Annotated in this window: 20 protein-coding genes; 5 read left to right on the forward strand and 15 right to left on the reverse strand. The window is 64.4% G+C overall.

All coding sequences use genetic code 11. From position 1 onward, the window contains the following. The first annotated feature begins 72 nt into the window (after positions 1-72). The 4 genes from FZN60_RS28640 (at position 73) to FZN60_RS11165 (ending at position 2,800) form a co-directional block, all read left to right on the forward strand. Complete coding sequence (locus tag FZN60_RS28640) at positions 73-975, forward strand: glycoside hydrolase family 19 protein (RefSeq protein WP_199266543.1); 903 nt, start codon at positions 73-75, stop codon at positions 973-975. Beyond that, positions 972-1,394 carry a hypothetical protein gene (locus FZN60_RS11155; protein WP_158873568.1) on the forward strand — a complete coding sequence of 141 codons (423 nt, stop codon included), beginning with the start codon at positions 972-974 and terminating at the stop codon, positions 1,392-1,394. The genes FZN60_RS28640 and FZN60_RS11155 overlap by 4 nt, the downstream gene beginning before the upstream one ends. After that, the gene (locus FZN60_RS11160) at positions 1,394-1,777 is read left to right on the forward strand and encodes a hypothetical protein (RefSeq protein ID WP_158873569.1); all 384 of its coding nucleotides are present in this window, start codon (positions 1,394-1,396) and stop codon (positions 1,775-1,777) included. Before FZN60_RS11155 ends, FZN60_RS11160 begins: the two co-directional genes overlap by 1 nt. An 885-nt stretch (positions 1,778-2,662) precedes the next feature. Further along, positions 2,663-2,800, forward strand: coding sequence for a hypothetical protein (locus FZN60_RS11165; RefSeq protein WP_158873570.1), 138 nt, complete (start codon positions 2,663-2,665; stop codon positions 2,798-2,800). Positions 2,801-3,065: 265 nt separating this feature from the next. Here the strand turns inward: FZN60_RS11165 and FZN60_RS11170 are convergent, their stop codons facing one another. The 13 genes from FZN60_RS11170 to FZN60_RS11230 form a co-directional block, all read right to left on the reverse strand. Next, positions 3,066-3,821, reverse strand: a complete 756-nt coding sequence (locus FZN60_RS11170; RefSeq protein ID WP_158873571.1) for an ImuA family protein — start codon at positions 3,819-3,821, stop codon at positions 3,066-3,068. Positions 3,822-3,898: 77 nt separating this feature from the next. After that, positions 3,899-4,309 (reverse strand): helix-turn-helix domain-containing protein, encoded by a 411-nt coding sequence (locus FZN60_RS11175; RefSeq protein WP_158873572.1) that lies wholly within the window; start codon positions 4,307-4,309, stop codon positions 3,899-3,901. Positions 4,310-4,330: 21 nt separating this feature from the next. Continuing rightward, positions 4,331-4,540 carry a hypothetical protein gene (locus tag FZN60_RS11180; RefSeq protein WP_158873573.1) on the reverse strand — a complete coding sequence of 70 codons (210 nt, stop codon included), beginning with the start codon at positions 4,538-4,540 and terminating at the stop codon, positions 4,331-4,333. Positions 4,541-5,202: 662 nt separating this feature from the next. Then, positions 5,203-5,517 (reverse strand): hypothetical protein, encoded by a 315-nt coding sequence (locus FZN60_RS11185; protein WP_158873574.1) that lies wholly within the window; start codon positions 5,515-5,517, stop codon positions 5,203-5,205. Further along, positions 5,510-5,857, reverse strand: coding sequence for a hypothetical protein (locus FZN60_RS11190; protein ID WP_158873575.1), 348 nt, complete (start codon positions 5,855-5,857; stop codon positions 5,510-5,512). The genes FZN60_RS11185 and FZN60_RS11190 overlap by 8 nt, the downstream gene beginning before the upstream one ends. Then, the gene (locus FZN60_RS11195; protein ID WP_158873576.1) at positions 5,850-6,188 is read right to left on the reverse strand and encodes a hypothetical protein; all 339 of its coding nucleotides are present in this window, start codon (positions 6,186-6,188) and stop codon (positions 5,850-5,852) included. The genes FZN60_RS11190 and FZN60_RS11195 overlap by 8 nt, the downstream gene beginning before the upstream one ends. After that, positions 6,185-6,478, reverse strand: coding sequence for a hypothetical protein (locus FZN60_RS11200; RefSeq protein WP_158873577.1), 294 nt, complete (start codon positions 6,476-6,478; stop codon positions 6,185-6,187). The genes FZN60_RS11195 and FZN60_RS11200 overlap by 4 nt, the downstream gene beginning before the upstream one ends. Next, entirely contained in the window at positions 6,471-6,929 is a 459-nt protein-coding gene (locus FZN60_RS11205) for a hypothetical protein (protein ID WP_158873578.1), read from the reverse strand. Before FZN60_RS11205 ends, FZN60_RS11200 begins: the two co-directional genes overlap by 8 nt. After that, positions 6,922-7,158 (reverse strand): hypothetical protein, encoded by a 237-nt coding sequence (locus FZN60_RS11210; RefSeq protein ID WP_210253416.1) that lies wholly within the window; start codon positions 7,156-7,158, stop codon positions 6,922-6,924. The genes FZN60_RS11205 and FZN60_RS11210 overlap by 8 nt, the downstream gene beginning before the upstream one ends. Next, positions 7,124-7,342: a hypothetical protein gene (locus FZN60_RS11215; protein ID WP_158873580.1), complete on the reverse strand. Its 219-nt coding sequence runs from the start codon at positions 7,340-7,342 to the stop codon at positions 7,124-7,126. Before FZN60_RS11215 ends, FZN60_RS11210 begins: the two co-directional genes overlap by 35 nt. Next, complete coding sequence (locus FZN60_RS11220; protein WP_158873581.1) at positions 7,329-7,742, reverse strand: hypothetical protein; 414 nt, start codon at positions 7,740-7,742, stop codon at positions 7,329-7,331. The genes FZN60_RS11215 and FZN60_RS11220 overlap by 14 nt, the downstream gene beginning before the upstream one ends. Beyond that, positions 7,739-8,038, reverse strand: coding sequence for a hypothetical protein (locus FZN60_RS11225; protein WP_158873582.1), 300 nt, complete (start codon positions 8,036-8,038; stop codon positions 7,739-7,741). Before FZN60_RS11225 ends, FZN60_RS11220 begins: the two co-directional genes overlap by 4 nt. Continuing rightward, a complete protein-coding gene (locus FZN60_RS11230; RefSeq protein WP_158873583.1) occupies positions 8,035-8,292 on the reverse strand; it encodes a hypothetical protein in 258 nt (85 codons plus the stop codon). The genes FZN60_RS11225 and FZN60_RS11230 overlap by 4 nt, the downstream gene beginning before the upstream one ends. Here FZN60_RS11230 and FZN60_RS11235 point away from each other — a divergent pair. Beyond that, positions 8,291-9,316: an IS110 family RNA-guided transposase gene (locus tag FZN60_RS11235; RefSeq protein ID WP_158873584.1), complete on the forward strand. Its 1,026-nt coding sequence runs from the start codon at positions 8,291-8,293 to the stop codon at positions 9,314-9,316. The genes FZN60_RS11230 and FZN60_RS11235 overlap by 2 nt on opposite strands. Positions 9,317-9,522: 206 nt before the next feature. Here FZN60_RS11235 and FZN60_RS11240 read toward each other — a convergent pair whose 3' ends face one another. Further along, the gene (locus FZN60_RS11240) at positions 9,523-9,747 is read right to left on the reverse strand and encodes a DUF2493 domain-containing protein (protein WP_158873585.1); all 225 of its coding nucleotides are present in this window, start codon (positions 9,745-9,747) and stop codon (positions 9,523-9,525) included. After that, positions 9,744-9,959 (reverse strand): hypothetical protein, encoded by a 216-nt coding sequence (locus FZN60_RS11245; protein WP_158873586.1) that lies wholly within the window; start codon positions 9,957-9,959, stop codon positions 9,744-9,746. The genes FZN60_RS11240 and FZN60_RS11245 overlap by 4 nt, the downstream gene beginning before the upstream one ends. Between the last annotated feature and the right edge of the window lie 35 nt (positions 9,960-9,994).

The following is a 9,994-nucleotide window of genomic DNA, read 5'->3' on the forward strand; positions in this document are numbered from 1 at the left end:
GCTTCCCCGCCCTCTGCTTCAACAGGCCCGCTTCGAGCGGGCTTTTTTCATGCCCGCTCATAGGAGGGTTCCTTGGACCTCGCGCAGTTCTTCGCCACCATCCGCGCCGCGCCCTTTGCCGGCTCGCTCAGCCAGGAAGCCGTGGACGGCGTCAGCGCCATCCTTGCCGCCTTCCAGGTCTACGGCGACGGCGACCGCGGCAAGCTCGCCTACATCCTGGCGACGGCCTTCCACGAGGGCGACCGCTTCCGCACCATGCGAGAATACGCCAGCGGCGAGGCCTACGAGGGCCGGCGCGACCTCGGCAACACGACAGCCGGAGACGGGCGGCGCTTTCGCGGTCGGGGCTTCGTCCAGATCACCGGCCGGCGGAACTACACCGATTGGGCGAAGCGCCTCGGCGTCGATCTCGTCGGCAATCCTGATCTCGCCGAACAGCGCCCGATCGCCGCGAGGATCCTCGTCGAGGGCATGATGCTCGGCACCTTCACGGGCCGGAAGCTCGGCGACTACGTGGCTGGCACGAAGGTCGACTACCGCGAGGCCCGCCGGGTCGTGAACGGCACTGACAAGGCTGAGCTCATCGCCGGCCACGCGCGGCAGTTCGAAGTGGCGCTCGACGGCGCCGGTTACGACGGGGCGAGCGCCGGTGCGGTGCCGGAGACGCCCGCCGTGGTGATCGTGCCGCCGGCGCAGACGCCTGTGCCGATCGGGCACAATGGCGGGCCGCCGCTCGAGCCGGAGCCCGTCGCCAAGCCGACGCCGACGGGAGGCCCCGTGTCAAAGGCCAACGGTGGAGCGATTGGCGTCATCGTCGTCTCGCCGCTGCTGGGGCTCATGGCCAAGTTCGGCTGGATCCCCGCGTCGATCGCGACCGACCCGGAGGTGCTGATCCAGGTCACGGCGCTGCTGCTCGCGGCTGGCGCGTGGGCGGGCACCTACCTCGCGCCGCGGAATGCGGAGACGCGGCCGTGATCGCCATAAGGGAGGTTCGCCGCCGATTCCATGAGCGCTCGGCTGAGTGGTACTCGGCAACCGTCCTGTTCGGCTTCGGCGCCGTGCTGATGCACCCGAGCCCCACCTTCACCTCGCCCTCCTGGGACGGCTTCGCACAGCTTGGCGAAGAGGGCACCGGCCTCATGATCGGCGGCATCGGCTTCGTTTGGCTGATCGCCCTGTTCATCAACGGCGCACGCCAGATGGTGACCTCGACCCTGCGCATGATCTGCGCGTTCCTCGGCGCCTTGGCCTCCGGCATCCTCTGCATCGGCTTTCTCGGTGCCTACTTTTTGTCCGGCATCCTCACCACGGGCGCTTGGACCTACTTCATGCTGAGCGTCTACAGCCTGTACGCGCTCTTTCATGCCACGAAAGACAAGCGGCGGAACGGCTGATGGAAGGCATACCGGAGTGGCTGTATTGGCTCGCAACGGGGATCGGGACTGCCATCGGCGCGCTGGTGGTCAAGGCCGGGTGGAACTCGGAGACCCGCCAGCCGCCTGAGACGATGTCTGTGATTGCCGGCGCCCTTGTTGACAGTGAGTCGGTCAGAGCTTTGTCCGGCGAGATCGCGCTGCAGGTCGTGGCGATCAGCAAGCAGACGCATTCGATCGAGGCGCTGGCTATGGCAATGAAGGAGGGCGCGGCCACCGCCAGAGACGCGGCGGCGCTGGCCAAGGATCAACTGCGCGCCAGCGATCAGCGGACACAAGCGATCCTCAAGCTCGAGGACGAGATCAAGGAACTGCGCCACGCGATGACCCTGCAGCGGCGCTGACACTTGATCATGGCTGGCGTCCTGAGCTGATCGGCGCATAGTGCCGATGCGGGGCATCGGGCGTCACGACAGGCTCGATCATTTTCTCGGCCTCCTCGATCAACGTCTTCATGAAGGCGTCAAAGGCGTCGAAGAGCGCGAGTACATTGGAAGGAGGGGGTATGGGCCTGTCGCGCGCTATCGGCGCGGATTGCGCAACACCATCTAATAGGTCGCCCTAGCTCAACATGGAGTAGGTGATTGTCCGTAATGACGATTTTTATGTCAGTAGGCTGGACTGAGGGTGCGAGCGAACCGCGGCGAACCCCGCCGCATCATCGCTGGCGCAAGGAGCTGCCGGGCTGGGTGGGTCGTTTCGCCTGAGCTGAGCTTCGCGCCAGAAGAGCCCCGCCTAGTCCTCGCCCTGGCGAAGTTTTGCGTGGCTGACGATGACGTTCCGGCGCCATTTCGATGATTAAGCGTGGCTGTGCATAGACAATCGATCTAGACAAGTACGTCAATAGGTCATCTTGTCAGTTTAAGAGACGTATTTGGATCGAGGCGCGATATGTCATCAGGCTTGTCCTGGCAGAGGTTGTGCCATCATCCGGGATCTCTGATCGTGGATGGCGCCAATGACAACTTGCTCCTGTCCACACGTGCCTGGGAAGCATGGTTCGAGCCTTGGTTCTGTGATGAGCCCATGCTCGTGGAGATTTCCGATAACGTTCATGTTCTCATCCGCCCGGCCGCTGGACCGCATGGTGCATAGCCAAAGGCCATAGTCAGACACGACCCAGGCGGTCGCTTGGTCTATCGCGCCAGAGGACGCATCTTGAAATAGCATCATCATGCCCGTACCCGCCCAATATGGTTGACTGCCTGCGGCTACTCGCCAAGGGGCGCATGGTGCCGGAAATCGCCGATGAGCTAGGGCGTGATGAAGGCGCGATCGTCGGGATGATCGAAGTTGCCTGCGACGCTCTGAAAGCTCGCAATGCCGTTCATGCGGTGAACATCGCCATCCGTAAGGGGCTAATCTAGGAAGCCGTGCTGATGGCTGCGTCTCCATCTCTTCAGTGGCTCAGGCTCAGACAAGCCTGACAAGGCAGTCTGTTTCTGCGGGTGCCCTTGAGGGAATTCGCCGCCCGCAAACACGCCCGCTCCTTTCGCACGAGGAGCGGGCTTTTTCGTTCGTGACACGCCCTGCCGCTGCTCGTAAGCTGTCGATGTGGGACGGGTTGGCTCCGATCTTCGCGTCCCACCCGAAGCCCGCCCTATCGTTCCCCGATTGGCGGGCTTCGTCGTTTCAGTACCCTGCTTTGCGTCGCGCCAGATGGGCGTTGGCCGCCCGCTGTGCCGGATCAGGCGAAAGCGCCATCAGCCCTTCACGATCGCACGCCTCAACCTCGAAATCGGCGCTCTCGCCGGACCGCACGCGGATCAGCTCCAAGAGCCACCGGGCGCGGCCGACGCCTGGCACAGGTAGAGCGACGGAAGGCAGTGCCGAGATGCGCCAGCGCGTGACGCTGGCCGTCGGCTGGCCGAAGTCCGCGGCTTCCGTCTGGCGCCGCCAGCGGCGGATGGCGAGTGCCAGAGTGCCAGAGCGCTCTGCCGCCAGATGCAGCCGGCGCGAGGCCGTCATCGAGAGCTTCGCCACCTCACCGATCACCGCGCCGAGCCCACCGTGGTTCAGCGCGTCCTCAAAGCAGGCCAGCAGCTCCTGCTCGTTGCCCGCTTCGACGTAGACGACCCGGCCGGGCTTGAGGCCAACTTGCGCGAGAGCAGGGGCGAAGAGATCCTGCCGGACGACACACCAGAGGATCATGCCCTTCGTGCGCGCCGCCACACCTGCGGTAAAGAGGGCCGAGGCCGCGCCGTCCACCGCGCCGTTGCCGCCGCCCGCGAACTCGTGCAGCGCGCCGAGCGCAAGGCCGCCACCGGGTAGACGAGCGTCGATTTCAGAGATGCCGAAGGGCAGGACGCCGTGCCCGCGCGCCTTTGCTCCTTCGATCTTGCGGACGCGGTCGCGCAGCTCGGCAAGTCGCTGGTCGTGCGTGCTCATCGTCGCGGGTCCATGCCGGTCTGCCTCCGCCTGTAAGAACGAAGGTAGAACAGATGGCATGAACAATCAGTGAGTCGCTAGGCGGCGTTCACGTCGCCATATGCCTCAAGTGCCGCGACCAAGGCATCAAGGGACCGAGCCTGTTTGGCAGAGATAGAGCGATAGGCTCGGATAAAGCGCAACTCCTCAGCCTGCAGCGTCGGCCCGCTGGAGAGCGCTGGCAAGTCGCCGAAGAACTCTGCGATGTCCATCTTGAGAGCTCGGGCGATCGAGACAAGCCGCCCGGCCGATATCCGATTGCTGCCCGACTCGTACTTCTGGACCTGCTGGAAGCTGCAGCCGATAAGGAAGGCCAGCTGCGGCTGGCTGACGCCTCTCGATGTGCGAGCTTGTCGCAGCATAGAAGCAATCGCCCGATCATGATCGTTCCCCCGCTTGCCTTGAAGGCGTTTAGGGGCTTCTACCTGTGAGGCGTCGGTCGCATCCATGCGCCGACTATGCATGCGGCCCTACAGGTCGTCCAGCACGTCCCGGATCTCGGCAAGCTCCCGGATCGTGCCGCCGTGAAGGTTGTTTTTGCGCGAGAGGCTTTCGAGCTGCTGAAGTGCCAGCAGCGCCTTGTCTCGGTCGGGCAGGTTGCGGATGATGAGTGCGAGAAGCATGCGATGGGCGTCCAGGCGGGCGTCCATCTCGGCGATGATGTCGTCGTCTTCTTCCATGGCGGAGCTATGGCACGCGTCAGCCTAGCCCGTCACCCGTCATGCCCGTGGTCGATCCGCTTTCGCCCGCGAGGCGTCAGGCGATACCAGGCCGAGAAGGACCGGGGGAGCGAAGGGCCAATCCGAACCTCGGCGAGCCCAAGCTTCACGAGGTGTTCTGCAGCTTGGAAGAGGCCCGGCTGAGCCTCAAGCTCGAAAGTCTCACGCCCGACTGCGTCCTCGTCGTTGAGGCCATCATCTAGGAACGTGAGTGCCCAGATCTGCATCGCCGTGAGTTCCGACCTTCGGGTCATGGCTGACTATGACACGCACCCGGGATGGCTGCCATAGCCAGCCTTTGGGTGAAAGAGCCGTCATAGCAGGAGGGGAATCATCTGAAGCACGGCGAGCATGAAGACCGTGACGGTCGCCAAGAGGAACATGCGTCGTTCATCAGCTCTCATGGCTCGGCTGTGTCCCGCGCGCACTATGCCGCTCCACGGGCAATCTGGCGTTTATCGTGCGATAAGTCGACTGCGTAGAAGCCACAGCCACACCCCCGCCTTTCCGGCTATGAGCAGAGGTGGGGAAGGTCAGGCAACTCATGCAATTTCTGCATCTGCTGGGGAGCTTAGGTAAAAGTTTCATCCAGATCAATGCGTTACCATTTGACCGGGTTTTGATCAGGCTGCCGCGATGCCCTTGGTCTCGGGCAGAGGGTCTTCGGCGAGGGCGGCGCGGCCGGCGTCGGTCAGCACGTAGCTTGTCGGCTTCGTGTGGCTGAATGGCCCTTTATCCACCTGCGCCAGCCATTTTCTCTGTCCTGCGGCGTGGACCGATGCGAAGGCATGGCGAGATCCATCCGCGCCATCAAAGGCCAGCCACCCGCGAGCACAGATCGTCAGCGGCCCCTGCTTCGCTGCTTCCAGCGCGCGCCGTTGAGCCTTCGTCAGCCTAGCTCTGTTCGGCATCGCGGCAGCCTGTTCCTTCTCAGCCATGGTCGGCCTCCGAGAGAGCGGCATCGATCATCGTCTGCCATGTCTCGATGTCGCGAGGATGGTTGTTGCGATGGGCGGCGGCCAGCACGAAGTCGGTCGGCTCGCGCACCGCTTCAAGCGCGGCCCGAGCTTCTGCGAAGGCGAGCCGGTGCATTCTATGCAGCGTGGGGGCGGCGTCAGCGGGCGATACGGCAACCGCCTCGGTCAGTTCGTCCCATGTGTGCGTGACCTCGTTCTCGGCCGCCCACGCACTGTAGATCGCCTTGGCGGCTTGCTCCACCATCGTCATCTGTCCGTCGCCTCGCATCGCGGCAGCCTTTGTCATCATCTCCTCAGCCATTGCTGGTTTCCTCGGACTGGAGAGAGCGGAGAAGGGCGGAGCCTGCTTCGGTTGACTGCCACACGGATCGGCCGAACTTGACCTTGATCTCGCGCGCCAGCCCGCCTTTGCGCAGCGCCATGAGGTGCTTGCGCGCCGTCTCAGCCGGCCATGTCGTGCGGATGCCCGCCATTTCGGCTATGTCCTTCTCGGATCGCGACATGCTGCCGAGCTTGGACAGGACCAACCGTTGGCGAGGTGGGAGTTTCGCAGCCTCCACCCGCTCGATAAGCGTCCCGATGTCGGTGGCCTCGTGCATCGCGGCAGCCTTCTCCTTCACGTCCTGGGTCATGGCTGCTCTCCGTATTCGGCGATGTATTCGCGGGCGAGGTGCGCCGCCCCGCCATATGTCCAGTCATGCCCAGGTGTGCCGATCTTCACGTCGAGATAGCCGCGCAGCCACTCGGCGGCCTGCTTGTCGGTGACGTCAGGCCAAGTCTTTCGAAGCTCCCGAGCGAAGGCGAGAATGAAGCCGACCGTGGACAGTTCTCGATCCGGACGGCGCTCCAGGGCAGACAGGATCACATCGTCAATCGCATCGGCGAGGACGGTCGCTACGTTGCGAGGTCGTGTCTCAGACATGATCGGTCTCCGATGAAGATTGGGCTGCCGCAACGCTGTCACAGCCTTCTGCGGAAAAGGTGGAGGCGATATGATGCTCTAGGTCAGCTTGCGCGGCGGCTTTGGCGGCTTCAAGGGTATCCTCGTTGCCCCATTTCCGACCTATCGGGGACGACCACTGATACATCTCGGGCGGCTTGCACGTCGGTAGGGAGCGGATGTGGTATCGCCCGAAGAAGCACCAAGCTTTGTGCTCTGACGCGTCAGTCGTGAAGACCGAGTTATTCCAGTCAAGGAGCTTGATTGCCTTTCTTTCGAAAGCCGCGCGTTGATACCCCGTTTCGATGATCAAGTGCTCGATCATGTCGGCAGCCTCGCGCATGATGGTGCCATCGGTCGGATCGACGCTCTGGGCACGTAGGCGGAGGGCGAGAAGCAGCGTCTCGCGGGCGCTGTTGGTCATCTCACGCATCGCGGTAGCCTTCTTCACCGGCATCATCAGACAGGCGCGCGACCATGGCGGCTACCTCCGACATCTCGTCGTTCGTCATCAGGAAATCGCAATCAGGCTCGCCAGGACGGCGAACCAGGATCGTGAGCTTGGCACCGGGGATGAACAGGTGGCCGATGACGTCGAGGTGCGCGGCTACCTGCTGACGGACGCGATCAAGCTGTGATGGCATCGCGGCAGCCTCCTTCATCCCTCTGCCCGCCGGGGCGACCTGTCTTCCGGTGCGCGTTCAGCACGCCGTTGATCCATTTGTGCGGCGGGTGAAGCGGCATCTGGATCGCTTCAGCCATGAGTGTCGGCGCCTGCCAATTCGGCCAGAAACCGGGCTGCTGATCGGGCGAGATGCTCGGGTCGGCCATCTCATGAGCGGCCATTGTCCGCCTCCCTCTGCCCGATCCCGAGGTCTTCGCGGCAGCCTTCTCCTTCCAGACTGGAAGAACGAGACGGGAGGGAGGAGGAACGGGCTGCCGCGACGCTATCACCGCCTTCTGGGGAGACGGTGGGGTCATCAGGCCTGCGCCTAAACAGGGCGATGGATCTGTCTATGAAGGCGCGAGCCTCGTCCTCTGTCATCCACCCTGCGGCGAAATCCTCGTCGCCATAGGGCTCCTCGTAATACCACTCGGGCTCACCCACGACATCGTTGCCCCCGATGCTCATGGACCAACGCTCGCCCCGTGCGCGGAAATAGAAGGGCTTGCCGTCGATCTCGCCTTCAGCCTGGACGGGGCAATTGCCGCCCAGCCAGTCGATGCGGAAGCTCTGCTCGCTCACCCCTCCCTCCCCATCCTGAACCGCTTCCCCGGCACCTTCACCGAGCGCATGGCGGAGAGAGACGAGCCGACGAACGGCGAGCCCGGCTCCGATCCGTCATGGATGTCTGTGAAGCTCTTTGCCCGCGGCGCCTGGTCGTGCGGGCCATCGGCGAAGACGACCGTATCCACGTCAGCGATCTCGCGCAGGGCACGACGGTCCCAGCCGCGATGGATGAAGTCGGGCTCGCCGAAGACGCGGACGGCAGAGGTGTAGCGGTCGTCGCGGAAGCCGACGAAGTGGAGGGCGGGCCTCATGCCGACACCTCCCGAACCTCGATCCCCGCCTTGCGAGCGCGAGACACCATGTCGGCCGTGCCGCGACCGCCGGGGAAGGCGATGACGAGGTCGGGACGACCTTCGGCAATCATCCGAGCATTGCGGATCGGGCCGGCGGCACGGCCGTGCTCGTGCCAGTCGGCCTCGTAGACCTCCGGTGATGGGGTGGACGCCCCCGACGGCATCGTCGTGCCAGGATGGGGTGTCGAAAGCCACCACAGGGAGGCGTCCATGACGCAGGTTAGCACCATCGGCCTGGATCTGGCCAAGAACACCTTTCAGGCTCACGGCGCCGATGCTGCCGGCAACGTCGTGTTCCGCCGGAAGCTGCGGCGCGATCAGCTTCTCACCTTCTTCGCGGGCCATGAGCCTTGCCTGGTCGCAATGGAGGCCTGCCCGGGTGCTCATCACTGGGGCCGCGAGATCGGCAAGCTCGGTCACGAGGTAAAGCTGATCGCCCCGGCTTACGTGAAGCCATTCGTTAAGCGGCAGAAGAACGATGCCGCCGATGCCGAAGCGATATGCGAAGCCGCGCAGCGCCCGACCATGCGGTTCGTGGCCGTGAAGAGTGAGGCCAAGCAGGCCTCCGCCGTCATCTTCCGGACCCGCGACATGCTGGTCGGCCAGCGCACGCAGATCATCAACGCGATCCGCGGGCATCTGGCCGAGTACGGCCTGATCGCGCCGCAAGGCCCTTTCCACGTCGAACGATTGATCGCTCAGATCGAAGACCCTGCCTCGGAGCTGCCGCAGGCGGCCCGCACCTGCCTTGCCCTGCTCGTCGGCACGCTGCGTCATTTGCAGGAACAGACCGCCGCTCTCGATGCCGAGATCGCCGCCCGCGCCAAGACTGATGACGTTGCGCGCCGGCTGATGACGGTGCCCGGGATCGGCCCGCTGATCGCCACCGCCATCGAAGCGCTGGCCCCACCGGTGGATACGTTCCGCTCGGGACGCGACTTTGCCGCCTGGGTGGGCCTCACACCCGTACAGCGATCAACAGGCGGAAAGGAGCGCCTCGGCCGAACGTCGCGCATGGGCGAGCGCACGTTGCGGCGCCTCCTGATCATCGCTTCGAGTGCGGTGGTGCGCTGGGCCAGGCGCAAGGGTGTGCCGGCCGGCTCGTGGCTGGGTCGAATGCTGGCGCGCAAGCCGCCGATGCTCGTGATCGTCGCGCTGGCCAACAAGAACGCCCGCATCGCTTGGGCGCTGCTGACGAAGGGTGGAACCTATCGAGCTCCGGCCGTGCCTGCGTAAGCGGGACGGGCGCGAGGCTGTCGGTGGCGTGAGGAGGTCAAAGGACAGGTATGGCGCAACGTCGGTGAGGCGGGATCAGGAGAACCAGGCGCATGGGGAGCGCTTCGAGCGCGTTCCAGTGATGTGGACCTGATCCTCGTACTCCCATACGGGCCCGCGGCCATGTTTCGTGCCGCATCAGAGGCCGGACACATGGCAGCACCCGATCACGCGCAGCAACCTGGACCGAAGATTTCTCTTGCGCCAGAAGGGGCGTCCACACATGCCATGCCGTAGAAGTGTGCCCACAGGCCGGCGAGGTGGTCGGCGCCACCAGCACCGCCGTGGATGATGGCCGTGATGCCAACCTCGTCCTTGATGGCGTCCAGGGTGGCGTTGAGGGTGCGGGCGTCGTTGTAGTGGCGACCGCCGCAGACGAGAACGCGCGTCATCGGGCGCCCCTCCGCTTGGCGCGAGCGAGGCGCGCCATCTCGGCCTTCCCCTTCTCGGTGGATTGGAGAAAGCCCATGCCCTGGTACGTGATCGACCAGATGGCATAGCCGCGTCGGACGAGGGCGCAGGCTGGCCTCGATCGGACGCTGACCTCGAAGTCGTCCTCAATGGTGTTGGCGAGAAGCTTGATCTGCGGAACGGTGAGGCCCATCAACCAGCCCTCCGCGACCCTGAACGAGCCGAGAA

Origin of the sequence: Antarcticirhabdus aurantiaca (genome assembly GCF_009765365.1) — a bacterium.
Classification (GTDB): Bacteria; Pseudomonadota; Alphaproteobacteria; order Rhizobiales; family Rhizobiaceae; genus Antarcticirhabdus; species Antarcticirhabdus aurantiaca.

Coding starts and splice junctions, on each gene's coding strand:
- FZN60_RS11160 (WP_158873569.1), top strand. CDS start 1,394: ATGGAAGGCATACCGGAGTGGCTGTATTGGCTCGCAACGGGGATCGGG.
- FZN60_RS11165 (WP_158873570.1), top strand. CDS start 2,663: ATGGTGCCGGAAATCGCCGATGAGCTAGGGCGTGATGAAGGCGCGATC.
- FZN60_RS11170 (WP_158873571.1), bottom strand. CDS start 3,821: ATGAGCACGCACGACCAGCGACTTGCCGAGCTGCGCGACCGCGTCCGC.
- FZN60_RS11175 (WP_158873572.1), bottom strand. CDS start 4,309: ATGGATGCGACCGACGCCTCACAGGTAGAAGCCCCTAAACGCCTTCAA.
- FZN60_RS11180 (WP_158873573.1), bottom strand. CDS start 4,540: ATGGAAGAAGACGACGACATCATCGCCGAGATGGACGCCCGCCTGGAC.
- FZN60_RS11185 (WP_158873574.1), bottom strand. CDS start 5,517: ATGGCTGAGAAGGAACAGGCTGCCGCGATGCCGAACAGAGCTAGGCTG.
- FZN60_RS11190 (WP_158873575.1), bottom strand. CDS start 5,857: ATGGCTGAGGAGATGATGACAAAGGCTGCCGCGATGCGAGGCGACGGA.
- FZN60_RS11195 (WP_158873576.1), bottom strand. CDS start 6,188: ATGACCCAGGACGTGAAGGAGAAGGCTGCCGCGATGCACGAGGCCACC.
- FZN60_RS11200 (WP_158873577.1), bottom strand. CDS start 6,478: ATGTCTGAGACACGACCTCGCAACGTAGCGACCGTCCTCGCCGATGCG.
- FZN60_RS11205 (WP_158873578.1), bottom strand. CDS start 6,929: ATGCGTGAGATGACCAACAGCGCCCGCGAGACGCTGCTTCTCGCCCTC.
- FZN60_RS11210 (WP_210253416.1), bottom strand. CDS start 7,158: ATGAAGGAGGCTGCCGCGATGCCATCACAGCTTGATCGCGTCCGTCAG.
- FZN60_RS11215 (WP_158873580.1), bottom strand. CDS start 7,342: ATGGCCGCTCATGAGATGGCCGACCCGAGCATCTCGCCCGATCAGCAG.
- FZN60_RS11225 (WP_158873582.1), bottom strand. CDS start 8,038: ATGAGGCCCGCCCTCCACTTCGTCGGCTTCCGCGACGACCGCTACACC.
- FZN60_RS11235 (WP_158873584.1), top strand. CDS start 8,291: ATGACGCAGGTTAGCACCATCGGCCTGGATCTGGCCAAGAACACCTTT.
- FZN60_RS11230 (WP_158873583.1), bottom strand. CDS start 8,292: ATGGACGCCTCCCTGTGGTGGCTTTCGACACCCCATCCTGGCACGACG.
- FZN60_RS11240 (WP_158873585.1), bottom strand. CDS start 9,747: ATGACGCGCGTTCTCGTCTGCGGCGGTCGCCACTACAACGACGCCCGC.
- FZN60_RS11245 (WP_158873586.1), bottom strand. CDS start 9,959: ATGGGCCTCACCGTTCCGCAGATCAAGCTTCTCGCCAACACCATTGAG.